At 60.3% G+C, this 17,501-nt stretch carries 17 protein-coding genes; 11 read left to right on the top strand and 6 right to left on the bottom strand.

The window, feature by feature from the left end; translation table 11 throughout:
- Positions 1 to 25 precede the first annotated feature (25 nt).
- A complete protein-coding gene (locus VW41_11835) occupies positions 26 to 2,071 on the bottom strand; it encodes an enoyl-CoA hydratase (protein ID AJZ89674.1) in 2,046 nt (681 codons plus the stop codon).
- Positions 2,072 to 2,355: 284 nt separating this feature from the next.
- Here VW41_11835 and paaA point away from each other — a divergent pair, with 284 nt between their 5' ends.
- The 11 genes from paaA to VW41_11780 are packed head-to-tail and all read left to right on the top strand — an operon-like array spanning position 2,356 to position 11,869.
- On the top strand, positions 2,356 to 3,285 hold the full coding sequence (gene paaA / locus VW41_11830; GenBank protein ID AJZ89673.1) for an ATPase AAA: 930 nt from the start codon (positions 2,356 to 2,358) through the stop codon (positions 3,283 to 3,285).
- 11 nt (positions 3,286 to 3,296) lie between these two features.
- Positions 3,297 to 3,584, top strand: a complete 288-nt coding sequence (paaB, locus tag VW41_11825) for a phenylacetate-CoA oxygenase (GenBank protein ID AJZ89672.1) — start codon at positions 3,297 to 3,299, stop codon at positions 3,582 to 3,584.
- Positions 3,585 to 3,592: 8 nt separating this feature from the next.
- Positions 3,593 to 4,348, top strand: coding sequence for a phenylacetic acid degradation protein (locus VW41_11820; GenBank protein ID AJZ89671.1), 756 nt, complete (start codon positions 3,593 to 3,595; stop codon positions 4,346 to 4,348).
- Between the two features lie 10 nt (positions 4,349 to 4,358).
- Positions 4,359 to 4,853 (top strand): phenylacetic acid degradation protein, encoded by a 495-nt coding sequence (locus VW41_11815; protein ID AJZ89670.1) that lies wholly within the window; start codon positions 4,359 to 4,361, stop codon positions 4,851 to 4,853.
- Between the two features lie 7 nt (positions 4,854 to 4,860).
- Positions 4,861 to 5,928, top strand: coding sequence for a phenylacetic acid degradation protein (locus VW41_11810; GenBank protein AJZ89669.1), 1,068 nt, complete (start codon positions 4,861 to 4,863; stop codon positions 5,926 to 5,928).
- Positions 5,928 to 6,695: a 2,3-dehydroadipyl-CoA hydratase gene (locus VW41_11805; protein ID AJZ89668.1), complete on the top strand. Its 768-nt coding sequence runs from the start codon at positions 5,928 to 5,930 to the stop codon at positions 6,693 to 6,695. The genes VW41_11810 and VW41_11805 overlap by 1 nt, the downstream gene beginning before the upstream one ends.
- A 2-nt stretch (positions 6,696 to 6,697) precedes the next feature.
- The gene (locus VW41_11800) at positions 6,698 to 7,483 is read left to right on the top strand and encodes an enoyl-CoA hydratase (protein ID AJZ89667.1); all 786 of its coding nucleotides are present in this window, start codon (positions 6,698 to 6,700) and stop codon (positions 7,481 to 7,483) included.
- A gap of 1 nt (position 7,484) precedes the next feature.
- A complete protein-coding gene (locus VW41_11795) occupies positions 7,485 to 8,909 on the top strand; it encodes a 3-hydroxyacyl-CoA dehydrogenase (GenBank protein AJZ89666.1) in 1,425 nt (474 codons plus the stop codon).
- Complete coding sequence (locus tag VW41_11790) at positions 8,899 to 9,324, top strand: acyl-CoA thioesterase (protein ID AJZ89665.1); 426 nt, start codon at positions 8,899 to 8,901, stop codon at positions 9,322 to 9,324. The genes VW41_11795 and VW41_11790 overlap by 11 nt, the downstream gene beginning before the upstream one ends.
- The gene (locus VW41_11785) at positions 9,321 to 10,529 is read left to right on the top strand and encodes a beta-ketoadipyl CoA thiolase (GenBank protein ID AJZ89664.1); all 1,209 of its coding nucleotides are present in this window, start codon (positions 9,321 to 9,323) and stop codon (positions 10,527 to 10,529) included. The genes VW41_11790 and VW41_11785 overlap by 4 nt, the downstream gene beginning before the upstream one ends.
- Positions 10,530 to 10,552: 23 nt before the next feature.
- Positions 10,553 to 11,869 carry a phenylacetate--CoA ligase gene (locus VW41_11780; GenBank protein ID AJZ89663.1) on the top strand — a complete coding sequence of 439 codons (1,317 nt, stop codon included), beginning with the start codon at positions 10,553 to 10,555 and terminating at the stop codon, positions 11,867 to 11,869.
- A gap of 76 nt (positions 11,870 to 11,945) precedes the next feature.
- Here VW41_11780 and VW41_11775 read toward each other — a convergent pair whose 3' ends face one another.
- From VW41_11775 to VW41_11755, 5 genes are read right to left on the bottom strand one after another with little or no spacing between them, the layout of a single operon-like run.
- The gene (locus tag VW41_11775) at positions 11,946 to 13,037 is read right to left on the bottom strand and encodes an alkylhydroperoxidase (protein ID AJZ89662.1); all 1,092 of its coding nucleotides are present in this window, start codon (positions 13,035 to 13,037) and stop codon (positions 11,946 to 11,948) included.
- Positions 13,034 to 14,080 (bottom strand): luciferase, encoded by a 1,047-nt coding sequence (locus VW41_11770; protein AJZ89661.1) that lies wholly within the window; start codon positions 14,078 to 14,080, stop codon positions 13,034 to 13,036. The genes VW41_11775 and VW41_11770 overlap by 4 nt, the downstream gene beginning before the upstream one ends.
- Positions 14,077 to 15,696 (bottom strand): ABC transporter ATP-binding protein, encoded by a 1,620-nt coding sequence (locus VW41_11765; protein ID AJZ89660.1) that lies wholly within the window; start codon positions 15,694 to 15,696, stop codon positions 14,077 to 14,079. Before VW41_11765 ends, VW41_11770 begins: the two co-directional genes overlap by 4 nt.
- Complete coding sequence (locus VW41_11760) at positions 15,693 to 16,553, bottom strand: ABC transporter permease (GenBank protein ID AJZ89659.1); 861 nt, start codon at positions 16,551 to 16,553, stop codon at positions 15,693 to 15,695. Before VW41_11760 ends, VW41_11765 begins: the two co-directional genes overlap by 4 nt.
- Entirely contained in the window at positions 16,550 to 17,494 is a 945-nt protein-coding gene (locus tag VW41_11755; protein ID AJZ89658.1) for a peptide ABC transporter permease, read from the bottom strand. Before VW41_11755 ends, VW41_11760 begins: the two co-directional genes overlap by 4 nt.
- Positions 17,495 to 17,501 lie beyond the last annotated feature (7 nt).

The raw sequence follows: 17,501 nt of genomic DNA, 5'->3' as shown, positions 1-17,501 counted from the left end.
CAAGGGTGAAAGACTTGCCGAACCATCAAGAGGCAAAATCGCCGTTCAGGCGGGCAACGAGGGTGAGGATCGAGTAGCGGGCAACGGTCTGTTGATGCTGATTGGTGATATCCACCGCCCATTCGACGACGCCAACCGGCTTATCTTCCGCCGTTTTCTGCGGCTTGGCGGTTTTACGTTTGCAGGTCAGGCGCACCTGAATCGTATCGTCGATTTTTACCGGCTCAATAAAGCGCAGGTTTTCCATGCCGTAGTTGGCAATCACCGGCCCGACGCCCGGATCGACAAACAGCCCGGCGGCGGCTGAAACCACAAAGTAGCCGTGCGCCACGCGCTCGCCAAAGAACGACTCCGCCGCCCCAATTTTATCGGTATGGGCATAGAAACGGTCGCCGCTCAGGTTGGCGAAGTTGGCGATGTCGGCTTCGGTCACGGTACGGCGGGCGGTCAGAATGCTTTCCCCGATGCGCAATTCCTCAAAATGTTTGCGGAACGGATGAACGGTATCTTCCTGAATCCGCGCGCCGTAGTTCCACTGTCCGCTGACGGCGGCAAGCATCGTCGGGCTGCCCTGAATGGCGGTGCGCTGCATATAGTGTTTCACCGCACGCAGACCGCCCAGTTCTTCACCGCCGCCCGCGCGGCCCGGGCCGCCGTGCACCAGCATCGGAAGCGGTGAGCCGTGCCCGGTCGACTCCACCGAGGACTCCTCGTTCAACACCTGAATACGGCCGTGAGCCCGGGCGGCACCCAGAATAAACTCACGGGCAATTTGCTCATCGGCGGTGACTAAGGTTCCGGCCAGACTGCCCTGACCGGCGCGCGCCAGTTCCATCGCGTGGTCAGCATCCCGATAAGGCATCACGGTTGCTACCGGGCCGAAGGCCTCAAGCTCGTGCACCGCAGGCGTTTCGTCCGGCTGCTGGCAAAGCAAAAGAGTAGGCGGGAAGAACGCGCCCGGCTGAGTGAAATCGGCTTTGCCGCCAAGCACGGCTTCACATCCGGCGGCAATCAGTTGGTCAACCTTACGCTGCACGTCATCCCGTTGCTCAAGGCTGACCAGCGCCCCCATACGCACGCCTTCTGTCGCCGGGTCGCCTGGCCGTATTTTTTCAAGTTTTGCCTTCAGCGCTTCAAGCACCGCCCCCAGCCGGTTTTGCGGCACGATAATGCGGCGAATCGCGGTACATTTCTGCCCGGCTTTGGCGGTCATTTCGCGCACCACTTCACGGACGAACAGCGTGAATTCTGGTTGCTCAGGAGAGACGTCTGCCGCCAGCACGCAGCAGTTAAGCGAGTCAGCTTCCATGGTGAACGGAATAGCGCGGGCGATAATATTTGAGTGACAACGTAACTTTTGGCCGGTGCTGGCCGAGCCGGTAAATGTCACCACATCCTGCTCATCCAGGTGATCGAACAGATCGCCCACGCCGCCGCAGATCAGGCTTATCGCGCCGTCCGGCACCAGGCCTGACTCAACAATCGCTTTGACCATTGCCTGGGTTAACTGAGCGCTGGCCGTGCCGGGTTTGATAATCGCCGGCATACCGGCCAGCCAGGTCGGCGCCAGCTTCTCCAGCATTCCCCAGCAGGGGAAGTTAAAGGCGTTGATGTGCAGCGCCACGCCGGACTTAGAGGTGAGTACGTGGCGAGCCGCGAATCCTCCCTGTTTTGACAGCGGCATCAATTCATCTTCCGGCCACAGCGTATCGTCCGGGAGCTCGCGGTTACCCATCCCGGCGTAGGCAAACAGCGTGCTGATCCCGCCCTCAATGTCTACCCAGCTGTCGGCGCGGGTGGCCCCGGTCTGGGAAGAAATTTCATAAAACGCTTCTTTCTGCGCCAGCAGATGCTTTGCCACCGCTTTTAACATCGCGGCGCGCTGAATAAAGGTCATGGCCTGCAGCGCCTTGCCGCCTTGTGCGAGGGCAAAACGTTTTGCCGCCGCCATATCCGCCCCTTCGCTGGTCACCTGCCACAGTGGTTCGCCGCTAACGGCATGAAAAATAGTTCTTTCTTTCCCCTGGCCGCTAAACCACGTCCCGGACAGATAGCTGGTTAACTGTTGCATCTCACTCTCCATTACATGCTGCATTCATTGTTTATAGTGTTTGTTTTATGAATCATAAAAATCAAGGTGTAATTTAATAAATTGTTAACATAGTTCTGAGGCGTGTTTTTTGTTATTGATTTATCTCAATGATAAGTCAGGTATTTGAGATATTTTACGTGATAAGCCTCACAAACATACGGTGTAATCTTTGCGATCTTCGTTAACTTATCTGTAACTTTTAATCATGATGTGATTCGCAATATCGCAATGTGTTGGTTTAAATTGAATCATAAGGTGATGCCGTGACAGAACAAGAACGCTTCGATGAGCGCATCCAGCAGGAGACCGCCATAGAGCCACAGGACTGGATGCCGGAGGCTTACCGCAAAACGCTGATCCGCCAGATAGGCCAGCATGCGCACTCGGAAATTGTCGGCATGCTGCCGGAAGGTAACTGGATAACGCGCGCCCCCAGCCTGCGCCGCAAAGCCATTTTGCTGGCCAAAGTGCAGGATGAAGCCGGGCACGGTCTGTATCTCTACAGCGCGGCGGAGACTCTGGGCTGTGCCCGGGAAGATATCTACCAGAAGATGCTCGACGGCAAGATGAAGTACTCCTCCATCTTTAACTACCCGACGCTCAACTGGGCCGACATCGGCGTGATTGGCTGGCTGGTGGACGGCGCCGCCATCGTCAACCAGGTGGCGCTGTGCCGCACGTCTTACGGGCCATACGCTCGGGCGATGGTGAAAATCTGCAAGGAAGAAAGTTTCCATCAGCGGCAGGGGTTCGAAGCCTGCGCGGTGCTGGCAAACGGCAGCCCGGCGCAGCGGCAGATGCTGCAGGATGCCATTAATCGCTTCTGGTGGCCGGCGCTGATGATGTTCGGGCCTAACGACGACAACTCGCCTAACAGCGCCCAAAGTCTCGCCTGGAAAATTAAACGCTTCGGTAATGACGAGCTTCGTCAGCGCTTTGTGGACAACACGGTGCCGCAGGTTGAGCTGCTGGGTATGACCGTGCCGGACCCCGATCTGCATCTGGATGAGGCCACGGGCCATTACCGCTTTGGCGAAATTGACTGGCAGGAATTTAACGACGTGGTTGCCGGGCGCGGGTTATGCAACGAAGAGCGCCTCGCCGCCAAGCGTAAAGCCTGGGAAGAGGGGGCATGGGTGCGCGAAGCCGCCCTTGCGTATGCCGAAAAACAACAGGCCCGCACCGCCGCCTGAAGGAGTAAAAGATGAGCAAAATTTACTGGCCGCTGTACGAAGTATTTATCCGCACTAAAAAAGGGCTGTCCCATCGCCATGTTGGCAGCCTCCACGCGGCCGACGACCAGATGGCGTTGGAAAACGCCCGTGACGCCTACACCCGCCGTAGCGAAGGCTGCTCTATTTGGGTGGTGAGAGCGAGTGAAATCGTGGCCTCGCAGCCGGAGGAGCGCCCGGAATTCTTCGACCCGGCAGACAGCAAGGTCTACCGCCACCCGACGTTTTACACGCTGCCTGACGGCATCGAGCACATGTGAGGCCGCCGATGACACTCGATCCTGTAGCGACCTACAGCCTGCGCCTCGGCGATACCTGCCTTGTGCTGGCCCAGCGCCTGAGCGCCTGGTGCGGTCACGCCCCGGAGCTGGAGATTGACCTGGCGCTGGCCAATATTGGCCTCGACCTGCTCGGCCAGGCCCGCAACTTCCTGACCTATGCCGCCGAGCGTGAAGGTGAACACCTCGACGAAGACAAACTGGCCTTTGGCCGGGACGAACGTGAATACCGCAATCTGTTGCTGGCGGAACAGCCCAACGGCGACTTTGCCGAAACGCTGGTGCGTCAATACCTGCTGGACGCCTGGCACGTCTCGTTGTTCAGCCGCCTGGTGGCAAGCAAAGACCCGCAGCTGGCGGCCATTGCGGCCAAAGCGATTAAAGAAGTGCGCTACCACCTGCGGTTTAGCCGCGGCTGGCTGGTTCGCCTGGGCAACGGCACCGAACTTTCGCAGGCAAAAACGCAAAGCGCGCTGAACAAACTGTGGCGCTTTAGCGGGGAAATGTTTGTTGCCGACGAGCTGGAAACGACGCTGGCAGAGCAGGGGATCGCGGTCGACCCGCGCGGCCTCAGGGAAGAATGGCTGCTTGAGATCGCCGCCGGAATAAACGATGCCTCATTACAGGTACCGGAAGAAGCGCCTTACCGCACCGGCGGTAAACAGGGGCTACATACCGAACATCTTGGCCCGCTGCTGGCTGAAATGCAGTACCTGCAGCGCGCTTACCCAAACCAGCAGTGGTAAGGAGAAGAGGATGCAAACCGCCACGCTTCAGCCCGCTGCCGTTCGCGACGTCTGGCAACTGCTCGGTAAGATCAGCGACCCGGAAATTCCGGTCCTGACCATTACCGACCTCGGCATGGTACGCAGTGTAGAACATCGGGAGGATGGCTGGCATATCGGCTTCACGCCGACGTATTCAGGCTGCCCTGCCACCGAGTTCTTGCTAACCGCCATCCGGGAAACGCTTGAAGACGCCGGGCTAACCCCGGTGCATCTCAAGCTGGTTTTGCATCCTGCCTGGACGACGGACTGGATGTCACCGGAGGCCAAAACCCGGCTGCGGGAATACGGTATCAGCCCGCCGCAGGGACATGCCTGTCACGCGACGGTCGCCGCCCAGGTGACATGCCCGCGCTGCGGGAGTGAACACACCTCGCTCATCAGTGAATTCGGCTCCACGGCCTGTAAAGCGCTTTATCGCTGCAACAGCTGCCGGGAACCCTTTGATTACTTTAAATGTATTTGAGGATGTTATGCCTTCATTTCATTCCCTGAAAGTGGCCCGTATCGAGCCCGAAACCGCCGAGGCGGTGGCAATCACGTTTGCGGTGCCGGACGCGCTGCAGGGGCAATATCGCTTTCGCCCTGGGCAGCATCTCACGCTGAAAGCCAGACTGGGCGGGGAAGAGCTGCGCCGCTGCTATTCCATTTGCCGATCGGAAAATCCGGGCGAGATTTGCGTCGCGGTCAAAGCTATCGACGGGGGCCGCTTCTCGCAGTATGCGATCAGCGACTTAGCCGCCGGCATGTCGCTGGAAGTTATGGTCCCGCAGGGAAACTTTGGCTACCAGCCGGAGGCGGAGACTCGCGGGAATTATCTGGCGCTGGCGGTTGGCTCAGGCATAACGCCGATGCTGGCCATTATCGGCGCAACGCTTGCTACCGAGCCACAAAGCAGCGTGACCCTGGTTTACGGCAACCGCAGCAGCGCCAGCATGATGTTCCGTCAGGCGTTAGCTGACCTGAAAGACCGCTACCCGCAGCGCCTGCAGCTTATTTATCTGTTCAGCCAGGAGAAATCGGACAGCGAATTGCTCAGCGGCCGGCTCGACGGCGCGAAGCTAAAACAGCTCGGCGACCATCTGCTGGACGTCAAAGGTTTTGACCGCACCTTTATCTGCGGCCCGCAAAGCATGATGCAGACGGCCGAAGCCACGCTGAAAGAGATGGGTGTGGCGCCGCAGGATATCTACCTCGAACATTTCAACACGCCGGGCGTTACGCCCAGCGCGCGTTCTCGCGCTCAGGCGGCGGGTAAAACCGTCACCCTGCGCCAGGACGGGGTCGATCGCCAGATTACCCTGACCGCCGGAGACGAAAGCATTCTCGACGCGGCGCTGCGCCAGGGGGCGGATCTGCCGTATGCCTGTAAAGGCGGCGTCTGCGCCACCTGCCGCTGCAAGGTACTTCAAGGCGAAGTGGAAATGGGCGTCAACTACAGCCTGGAGCCGGATCAGCTGGCGGCAGGTTACGTACTCAGTTGCCAGGCGCTGCCGAAGGGCGACGACGTGGTGCTCGATTTCGATGCGCAGGGGCTGTGATGAGCGAACTTCTAAGCCAACAGTGCGGCCGGGTGCTGACCCTGACCCTAAACCGCCCGCAGGCGCGTAACGCACTCAACAACGAACAGCTGACGCTGATTGCCGGGGCACTGGAAAGGGCGCAGCAGGACGAAACCATCGGTGCCGTGGTGATTGCCGGCAACGAGCGTTTTTTTGCCGCCGGAGCGGACTTAAAAGAGATGGCGAGCCGGGACATGCCCGCCACGCTAAACGATCCTCGTCCCCAGCTATGGGCGCGCATTGAACGCTTTCCCAAACCGCTGATTACCGCCGTTAACGGCTATGCGCTCGGCGCAGGCTGTGAGCTGGCGCTGTTGAGCGACATTATCGTTGCCGGGGACAACGCCCGCTTTGGCCTGCCGGAAATCACGCTGGGGATTATGCCCGGCGCGGGCGGCACACAGCGGCTTATCCGCAGCGTTGGCAAAGCGCTGGCTTACCGCATGGTGCTGAGCGGCGAGGCTATTGACGCGCAGCAGGCCTTACGTGCCGGGCTGGTGGCCGAAGTGCATCCCGCCGCGCTAGCGCTCGAATACGCGCAGAAGCTGGCGGCCAGTATCGCCCGCCATGCACCGCTTGCGCTACAGGCCGCGAAAAGCGCGCTTCAACAGGCGCAGAACACGGGCCTGAGCCAGGGGCTGCTGCAGGAGCGCCAGTTGTTTACGCTGCTCGCCGGCACCGAAGATCGCCAGGAAGGCATCGCCGCCTTTCTGGAAAAACGACCTGCCGACTTTAAAGGACGTTAATCATGAGTTTTATTGTTAGCGATGTGCAAAGCGGGGTGATGACCCTGACCCTGAACCGCCCGGAGCGGCTGAACAGCTTTAACGATGAGATGCATCATCAACTTGCGGAAGTTCTCACCCAGGCTGAGCGGGATGAAACCATACGCTGCCTGCTGATCACCGGTGCCGGACGTGGTTTCTGTGCGGGACAGGATCTGAATGACCGCAATGTTGACCCAAGCGGTGACGCGCCGGATCTCGGATATTCGGTTGAAACATTTTACAACCCGCTCTTGCGCCGCCTGGCGAAGCTCCCTAAGCCGGTAATTGCTGCGGTTAACGGCGTTGCGGCAGGAGCCGGTGCCACGCTGGCGCTGGGCTGCGACATGGTTATTGCCGCACGCTCGGCAAAATTTATTATTTCTTTCAGTAAGTTGGGTTTGGTGCCCGACTGTGGCGGGACCTGGTTCTTGCTCCGCCTGACCGGACGCGCTCGTGCCATGGGGCTGGCGCTGCTGGGCGACACGCTAAGCGCCGAGCAGGCACACGACTGGGGCATGATCTGGCAGGTAGTGGACGACGAACAGCTAAGCGATACCGCCCGCAAGCTGGCTCAACACTTGGCTACCCAGCCGACTTTTGGTCTGGGGCTTATCAAGCAGGCGCTTTACGCTTCCGAAACCAACACCCTGGACGCCCAGCTGGACCTGGAGCGGGACTATCAGCGCCTGGCCGGCCGCAGCGAAGATTACCGCGAAGGCGTGTCGGCCTTCCTGGCGAAGCGCCCGGCCACCTTTAAGGGGAAATAAGATGTTAACTCCTGAAGCTGTTATCGCGGTGATTGGCAGCGGCACTATGGGCGCCGGAATTGCGCAGGTGGCCGCCAGCGCGGGCCATACCGTCTGGCTGTATGACATACAGCCGGGAGCGGCAAAGCGTGCGATCGACGGGATTGATTCCACCCTCAGCGCCCGCGTGGCCAAAGGCAAGCTGGATGATGCCCACCGCCAGTCAACGCTTGGCCGACTGCATCCGGCACAGACGCTGGCTGATTTGGCTCAGGCCGCGCTGGTGATTGAGGCCGCCGCCGAGCAAATTGATGTCAAGCAGGCTATCTTCCGCGATTTAGCGGCGGTTTGCGCCGCTGATACCGTCTTTGCCAGCAATACCTCATCCATTTCCATCACGGCTATCGCCAGCGGCATCAGCCACCCGGCGCGCATCGTCGGGCTGCATTTCTTTAACCCTGCGCCGGTGATGAAACTGGTCGAAGTGGTCAGCGGCCTGGAAACGTCCCCGGAGATTGCCGAGCGGCTTTGTGAGCTGGCGCTGCGCTGGGGGAAACAGCCGGTGCGCTGCCATTCCACGCCCGGCTTTATCGTCAACCGCGTGGCGCGGCCTTTTTACGCCGAAGCCTGGCGCGCGCTGGAGGAGCAGGTGGCTCCTGCGGCGGCTATCGATGCCGCATTGCGCGACGGCGCGGGCTTCCCGATGGGGCCGCTGGCGTTAACCGACCTGATAGGCCAGGACGTCAACTTCGCCGTCACCTGCTCGGTGTTTAACGCCTTCTGGCAGGAGCGCCGTTTCCTGCCGTCTCTGGCGCAGCAGGAACTGGTGCTGGGCAAACGCCTGGGCAAGAAAACCGGGCAGGGCGTTTATCGCTGGCCGCTTGAGGCGAAGCCGGAATATCAGCCTCAGGTCTCTGCCGAACTCGCGGCCAACCAGGTGACGCAGTCCGGCAAGGCACTTGAAATTGACGGCATCGTTGTCGCCGTGACCAGCGGCCTCACCGCCGCTGCCATGTCGGCCGAGCTAAAGCGCCCCGTGGTGCTGCGGGACAAGCTCGTCGAGTCTTCTCTGGAAGTGTTAGCGCCTTCGGCTTCGGTGACGCCACAGCAGTTGGCGAAGGTTACCCATTACTTCCAGCAGCAGGGCAAACAGGTGTTGGTGATTAACGACTACCCCGGCATGTTGGCCTGGCGCACCGTGGCGATGCTCGCCAACGAAGCGCTGGACGCGCTGCAGAAAGGGGTGGCTGTCGAAGCAGATATCGATACCGCGATGCAGCTCGGCGTTAATTACCCGCACGGGCCGCTGGCCTGGGGAGCCCGGCTGGGCTGGCAAAACATCCTGACGCTGCTGGAAAACCTTCAGCGCCACTACGGCGAAGAGCGCTACCGCCCAACATCTTTGCTGCGCCAGCGCGCGCTGCTGGAGAACCAACATGAGCACTAACGCCTGGGACAACGCCCGCCTGATGTACGCGAGGGACAACTGCGCCAAACAGATGGGAATCGAAGTGATTGAGATGGGGGACGGCTTTGCGCTGCTTACCATGACCATCACCGAGGCCATGCTCAACGGCCACCAGACCTGCCACGGCGGGCAGCTGTTCACGCTCGCCGACACCGCCTTTGCCTACGCCTGCAACAGTCAGGGACTGGCGGCAGTGGCTTCCGGCTGCAGCATTGAATTTTTACGTCCCGGTAAGGCCGGAGATCGGCTTAAGGCGATGGCCCGGGTGCGTCAGCAGGGGCGACAGACCGGGGTCTACGACATCGAAATAATCAACCAGGACGAGAAGACGCTGGCGCTGTTTCGCGGCCGCGCCCATCGCATCGGGACGACGGTTTCAGGAGAAAAATTATGAGTCAGGCTTTTATTTGCGATGGCGTGCGCACCCCGATTGGCCGCTACGGCGGCGCGCTTTCGAGCGTGCGGGCGGATGATCTTGCCGCACTGCCGTTAAAGGCGCTGCTGGCACGCTACCCGAATCTCGACTGGAGTGCGGTGGATGATGTGATTTTTGGCTGCGCAAATCAGGCCGGGGAGGACAACCGTGACGTGGCGCGTATGGCGACGCTGCTGGCCGGTTTACCGCAGAGCGTGCCCGGCACCACGATCAACCGCCTGTGTGGTTCGGGGCTGGATGCAGTGGGTTTCGCCGCCCGTGCCATAAAAGCAGGTGATGCCCAACTGATGCTGGCGGGCGGCGTGGAATCCATGTCCCGTGCGCCGTTTGTAATGGGCAAAGCCAGCTCGCCGTTTCAGCGTCAGGCGGAGATGTTTGATACCACCATCGGCTGGCGTTTTGTGAACCCGCTCATGGCGGCGCAATTTGGTACTGACAGCATGCCGGAAACGGCAGAGAATGTAGCGGAATTGTTAAAAATAAGCCGCGAAGACCAGGACCAGTTTGCGCTTCGCAGCCAGCAGCGCACCGCCCGGGCACAGCAGAAGGGCATTCTGGCCGAAGAGATAGTGCCGGTCATGCTCAGCGGCCGCAAAGGCACGGGGACGGAAGTCCGGGAAGACGAGCATCCGCGCGCAGAAACCACGCTTGAGCAACTGGCGGCGCTAAAAACGCCGTTCCGCGCCAACGGCGTCGTGACGGCGGGCAATGCCTCCGGCGTGAACGACGGCGCAGCGGCGCTGATTATCGCCAGCGAAGCCGCCGCGCTGGGGCACGGCCTGACGCCAAAGGCGCGCATTGTCGCTATGGCGACGGCGGGCGTTGAGCCGCGTCTGATGGGACTGGGGCCGGTGCCCGCAGTACGTAAAGTGCTGGAAATTGCCGGGCTAAGCATCCACGACATGGACTTAATTGAACTAAACGAAGCCTTCGCCGCGCAGGCGCTCGGCGTGCTTCGCCAACTGGGGCTCCCGGATGATGCCCCGCATGTGAATCCTAACGGCGGCGCGATTGCCTTAGGACACCCGCTGGGGATGAGCGGAGCCAGACTGGCGTTAACGGCCAGCCTGGAGCTGCACCGGCGCGGCGGGCGGTATGCCCTTTGCACCATGTGTATCGGTGTGGGTCAGGGCATTGCCCTGATCCTTGAGCGTGTGAGCTAGTCAAACCTGCGAGTACCCTAATAATGATAACCTCTGCCACTAAGCTGGAAACGATTGAAACCGCATCGCGGGATGAGCTTCAGGCCCTGCAAACCCAGCGCCTGAAATGGACGCTGAACCATGCCTATAACAACGTCCCGATGTATAAGCGTAAATTTGACGCCGTGGGCGTACACCCTGATGATTTTAAAGAGCTGAAAGATATTCGCCTGTTCCCTTGCACCACTAAGCAGGATCTGCGCGATAACTATCCTTTTGACACGTTCGCCGTGCCGATGGAGCAGGTTGTTCGTATTCACGCTTCTTCTGGTACGACGGGCAAACCTACTGTCGTGGGCTACACCCAAAACGACATTGATAACTGGGCGAACCTGGTGGCGCGTTCTCTGCGTGCGGCGGGGGGAACGCCAAAAGACAAAATTCACGTCTCCTACGGCTATGGCCTGTTTACCGGCGGGCTGGGGGCGCACTACGGCGCGGAGCGCCTCGGGGCGACAGTTATCCCGATGTCCGGCGGCCAGACGGAAAAACAGGCGCAGCTGATACGCGATTTTCAGCCGGACATGATCATGGTCACGCCGTCCTGGTGCCTGAACCTGATTGAAGAGCTGGAACGCCAGATGGGCGGCGACGCCAGCGGATGTTCGCTCCGCGTCGGCGTCTTTGGCGCGGAGCCGTGGACTAAAGCCATGCGGGGAGAGATTGAACGCCGCTTAGGTATTACCGCGCTCGACATTTACGGGCTGTCAGAAGTGATGGGGCCGGGCGTGGCGATGGAGTGTCTGGAGTCGCGCGATGGCCCGACGATTTGGGAAGACCATTTCTACCCGGAAATCGTTGATCCCCAGAGTGGCGTCCCGCTGGACGACGGGGAACACGGCGAACTGCTGTTCACCACGCTGACCAAAGAGGCACTGCCGGTGATCCGCTACCGCACCCGCGATTTAACGCGCCTGCTGCCGGGCAGCGCTCGTACCATGCGCCGCATGGACCAGATTACCGGCCGTTCAGACGACATGCTGATTATCCGCGGGGTGAATGTGTTCCCGTCCCAGCTGGAAGAGGAGATCCTGAAGTTCCCGCATCTGGCGCCGCATTATCAGCTGGAGGTGCATCGTCGTGGCCATCTGGATACCCTGGCCATCAAGGTGGAGCTGAAGGAAAGTAGCCTGTATCTGAGCCACGAACAGCGCTGTGCGGTTTGCCACGAACTGCGCCACCGTATTAAGTCGATGGTGGGGATTTCAACGGATATTACCATCGTGAACTGCGGCAGCCTGCCGCGCTCAGAAGGGAAGGCTATCCGGGTGTGTGACCTACGCCAGGCGGCAAATCACTAGTTATTTGTGACGTTGTCACTAAAGGCGGGCCGGAGGATCATTCCCTCGAGGCCCGCCGTGACTCACCTGTTCACGGTCAGTTAAACGGCTCGCCCAGGGTCAGCATCAGACGGTTTGCCCAGGCGAAAAAGGCCGTGGACTGCACCAAATCCAGCAATTCAAGCTCGCTTAATCCCAGATCCCTCAGCGCCTGTATTTGCTGAACGTTGGCGCTCGCCGGCGTGGCGGATAGCGCGGCAGAAAAGTTAATTTCCGCCTGCCAGCGAGGTGACTGCCCATCGCTCAGCGTTTCGCCCGGTTCTATGGCAAGCAAACGCTCGACGGCTTCGTTATGTTTTGAAAGCTGGCTGGCCTTGCGGGCGTGAACGGAGGCGCAGTAAATGCAGCCGTTTACCTTGCTGGCAACCGTGGCGGCAAGTTCGCGCTCGGCGCGGGGCAACCCCCCCGGCGTGTAGAAAATACCCTTATCGGTGAGCGTGCGCTGTTCCAGCACCGGCAGATTGCGGCCCAGCAGGCGGAAATAATCCGAGTCCTGATGCCCGAAGCGCTTCAGGGTTTCCTGCTGAGCCGGATCGTATTCCGCATAAGGCAGGGCGGCAATCCAGGGTTCCCAGTTAAGCTCGGCCTGGGTAAATGCCACCGGGGCAGACTGGCCGCTGGCGGTTAACGGCTGGCGGTGCCACTCTCCGGCGGCCGGAATGCGCACCTGCTCACCGTCTACCGGCTGGCCTCCAATCAGGCGCAGGCCGCGCAGCAGGCGGCTCTGGAAGGCCACGAATCCGATAATTTGTGATGATGTCACCACTTCTTCTTCGCTAAAGCCCGCCAGAATCAGGGCCTTGACGTCCTGCGGGCCAGCCTGAACCGGCTGGAAACTCAGCCTCTCGGCATGATCCAGCCAGCGGCTAAAGCGTTCGCTGGCGGATTTGCCTGCCAGACGGCGGGTGTAGTGCTCTGTGAGCTGCGCATCGTCGTGCCACTCCGCTACTCGCCTGGCGAGATGCAGTCTGTCCTCTAACGTCAGGCCACTTGAGCCTGCCTCGCCGAAAAGCGCCTCATAGCTGCCCTGGGCGTGAACAGTGGCGGCCTCGCGGATTTCCCGCGCTTCTGCAAGCGCCGTTCCGGGGATGATATCTGCCAGGTGATGGAGCAGATCCGAATGACTCATAATGACTCCTTAGACAATGACGATGTAGACGTTGGGCGGGCGCTGCTGCGAACCCAGCCGAGCGCCGGGGCAACCTGCTGGGCCAGAAGTTCGATAGAACGCAAAATGTAAGCGTGCGGCGGATCGATGGAATGCACCTGGAATGAAAGATCAGTCACCCGCTGGAGCGTACTGTCCCGTGCCAGCGAGGCAATGACCTGCTGCGGCGTGCCGAGGTGAACGTCAAACGAGGCAATATGGTTTTCCAGCGTGTCGCCCAACACCGGGTGCCCCTGCGCCCGGTGCTGTTCTGCCTGTTGACGCAGCCCTTTGGCCGCGAGCTGCCTTGCCAGTTCGCCGTCGTCGGTAACAAAGCCAGTTCTGGATCCCAGGATGCGAGGCTCCACGCCTTCGGGCAAGGCATCCAGATAGGCATCGATGATCGGGTTTTGTATCTCATCCAGCGGCGTATCCAGCGCATCAACGGGACGAGGTTGAGTGCGGGAAAGCATCAACCCGTCGCCCGCTTTTCCTGCCCGCGCGCCGCCGTCAACGGAAAATGTCGCCTGCCAGATACGGTTTTTTAGCTGTGGTGAAGCCGGGTAAAGGTGGTTATCCGTGCCGGCAAGCGGCTCATCGCTCAGGGCCGATCGCAGCCGCGTGAGGTTATCAGCGTATATTTTGCCTCTGTCCGCGCTTTGCAGGCCAAAAGCTGGAAAAGAACCCGGGGTGCCGCCTGAGCCGACGCCAAGCTCAAAGCGTCCGCCGCTCAGCAGATCCAATACAACCGCGTCCTCAGCAACGCGAAGCGCAGACTCCATTGGCAGAGTAATAATCCCTGTGCCAAGGCGTATGCGTCGGGTATGCGCCGCGACATGGCTCAGAAAGACCAGCGGGGCGGGCAGGCCACCTTCTGCCTCGTGGAAATGGTGCTGTGCCACCCAGGCGGCGTCAAAACCGTGCCATTCGGCATGAATAATTTGCTCCGTTGCCAGCCGGTAGCGCTCGGCGGGCGGGGCGTGGTCAAGAAGGCGGGTAAAAAAGCCCAGTCGTTTGATAGTCATGCAACGTCCTTATGGCCGGAGCCAATGTCGGGAATAGCGTTCAGCAACTGCCAGGTGTAATCGCTGGCCGGGGCGTTAAATACGTCGGCAATCGGGCCGGTATCCACCAACTCACCGGCGCGCAGTACTGAAACGCTGTGCGCCAGCCGGCGGACTGTTGCCAGGTCGTGGGAGATAAACAGGTAAGTCAGGCTGAGTTGCCGCTGTAAGTCGTCAAGCAGGCGCAGAATTTGTGCCTGCACGGTGACATCCAGCGCAGAGGTGGCTTCATCCAGCACCAGAATTTGCGGTTCCAGAATCAGCGCCCGGGCAATAGCCACGCGCTGCCTCTGCCCGCCGGAAAGCTCCCGGGGCTTACGGGTTAATGTTTCGAGCGGGAGCGCCACGCGTTCGGCAATGGCTTCTACCCTGGCACGTCGTTCGGCTTTTGGCAGCCTGTGGAAGTTAAGCAGTGGCTCTTCAATGATGCGGAACAGCGTCTGGCTCGGGTCAAGCGACGCGAATGGGTTCTGGTACACCAGCTGAATTTTTTGCCTAAGCTGACGCCGGGCTTGTGGACTGAGATCGGTGGTGTCGATACCGTCGATCAGCACCTGCCCGCTATCCGGCTTCTGGAAGCCAAGCAAAATGCGGGCAAGCGTGGATTTACCCGATCCGGACTCGCCCACCAGCGCGTGGGTTGTGCCTTTGGCCACGGTAAATGACACCTTGTCCAGCGCCCGGAGCGTCTGGTCACTGCCTTTCCCAAGGGAAAAGTGCTGACTAAGGTTGCGGATTTCGATGGCCGCCGTTTGTGGTGCCCGTACAGGCCAGGCTCGCAGCGTGCGTGACAGCCCCGGCGCATCGGCAAACAGCTGGCGGGTATAGGGGTTTTTAGGCTGCTTAACGACCTCAGCCGTTGGGCCAGCCTCCTGAATTCGCCCGTCGCGAAACACCAGAATACGGTCGGAACGCTGGGCGGCCAGCGCCAGGTCGTGTGTCACAAACAGCACCGCCGTGCCGGACTCACGGCGCAGGGTATCCAGCAAATCGAGAATGCGTTTCTGCACCGTGACGTCCAGCGCGCTGGTCGGCTCATCGGCGATAATTAACGCCGGTTTAAGGGCGATAGCCATGGCGATCAGCACCCGCTGCTTCATCCCGCCGGAAAGCTGATGCGGATATTGCCCTGCGCGCTGCAGGGGATGGCTCAGGCCCACTTTTTCAAGCAGGGCTACAACCTGGCTCTCCCGCTCGGCTTTTGGCAAACGGGTATGGAGTTTCAGCACTTCGGCCACCTGCTGGCCGATGGTCTTCACTGGGTTAAGCGAACTGCCTGGGTCCTGGGGGATCAGGCTGATACTGGCCCCGCGCAGGGCGTCGAGCTGACGGTCTGACCAGCGGCTAATAGCTTCCCCGTTGAGCAGTATTTCACCGGATTCAATAACTCCGTTTTCCCCCAGGAGCCCAATTATCGACTGGGCGAGGGTGGTTTTCCCTGAGCCAGACTCGCCGACTATCGCCAGCACCTCTCCGGCGTTAAGACTAAAGGATGCGTTATGCACCACGCGTTTGTTAGCGCCGCGCTGGCGCCAGGCGATACTCAGATCGGTGATTTTTAGCAGTGGCGTATTCATGACGTGCTCCGGGCAAAATGGTGGCTAATGCGGTTGACGGCCAACACGACGGCCACGACAACAACGCCCGGAAACGTAGAAAGCCACCAGGCCGTTGCCAGGTAGTTCCGGCCTTCAGCAATCAGCAGGCCCCATTCCGGCGTCGGGGGCGGCGTGCCGTAACCCAGAAAACTCAGCGTAGACAACGCCAGAATGGCGGAGCCGAACTGCAGCGCGGCAAACGCGAGGACGGTAGTCAAAGCGTTCGGCAAAATATGACGCCACAGCACCTGCAGAAAGGTGCCACCGCTGCCGACGGCCGCCTCGACATAATCGCTGTGGCGAATACGGACCACTTCTGCCCGAGCCAGACGGGTAAAGTTAGCGATGGACGTCACGCCCACCGCGATGGCCGCGTTTACCGTGCCGAAACCAAGCAGAATAATGACGCTGAGCGACAGCAGTAGACCGGGGATCGCCAGCAGGACATCCACGCCGCGCATCAGCGCGTGTTCCGTTTTACCGCCGGTGGCTCCCGCCAGGATGCCCAGCGCGGTGCCGACCCCCAGACCGAGTGCCACGGCCACCAACGCGCCTGAAAGCGAGTGAGATGCTCCCCAAACGATGCGGGCGTAGAGATCGCGGCCAAGCTGGTCGGTGCCTAGCCAGTGCCCGGCCTGGGGCGCAAGACGCTGAGCACCCGGCACGCCTTCGGTTGGACTCCAGTGTGTGAATAGCGTCGGAAAGAGCGCCCAGAGCGCAATAATAATCAGCGTTAACCAGGCCAGCCAAAGGCCAGGCTGAAGGTTAGCGCGCAGGCCGGAAAAGCGACGTACTGCACGGCGCGGCAGCTGAGTATTGATATCAACGGTCGTCATGCGGTTACTCCCCGAATAGATTTAAGGCGCGGATCGAGCAGGGGATAAATCACATCCACCAGCAGATTAATGACCACGAAGCTCAGCGCGGAGATCATGACCACCGCCTGCAGCACGGCGACGTCCTGATTATTAACCGCCCGCTGGGTCAACTGACCCAGGCCGTTAAGGCCAAAGACGGTTTCGGTGATAAGCGCCCCGGCAATCAGTTCGCCCAGCAATAAGCCGGCCACGGTCAGCACCGGCAACAGGGCGTTGCGGGCAACGTGTCGCCACAGCACCCCGGCGCGGCTGCCGCCTTTTGCCCGGGCAACGGCGACATACGGCTGAGTCAGCACCTGGTCGATATTTCGCATCAACAGTTGGGCAAGGGGGGCGCTAATGGGTAGTGCAAGGGTGGCGACCGGCAAAATCAGCCCCTGCCAGAAACCGGGGTTAATTACCGGGATCAGCCGCCACTGGAAGGAAAACAGCTGGATCAGCGCAATGCCGAGCCAAAACGTAGGCACGGCAATGAACAGCGCCGGTAGGTTGGCACCCAGCGTTCTCAGCCAGCGAAGCGGTGCGAGCGTCGAGGCTGCCGAAATTGCCACGGCGAGAACAATCGCGGCGGCAAACCCCAGCCCGGCCAGGCGCAGCGTGGCGGGGAGGTTAGCGGCAATCAGCTGACTGACCGAAACGCCAGCTTCAATGGAGTAACCGAATTGGCCGCGCAGCATATGGCCGAGCGTTGTTAAATATTGCTGCCAGAGCGGCGTGCTTTCGCCGTAGAAAGCCCGCATCTCCTGAATCTGCTCCGGGCTAAGCCCGAGATCCGGGTTCTGGAATTTGATCAGAACGGCATCGCCAGGTAAGAGCTGTAGAAGAATGAACGACACGCTATAGGCCGCCCACAGTACCAGCAACGCCTGGGCCACGCGCCCGGCCAGATAACGTGTCATGGCTGCC

It is taken from the genome of Klebsiella michiganensis (assembly GCA_000963575.1).
GTDB classification, from domain to species: domain Bacteria; phylum Pseudomonadota; class Gammaproteobacteria; order Enterobacterales; family Enterobacteriaceae; genus Cedecea; species Cedecea michiganensis_A.
This window is presented reverse-complemented; position numbering and strand designations above follow the sequence as displayed.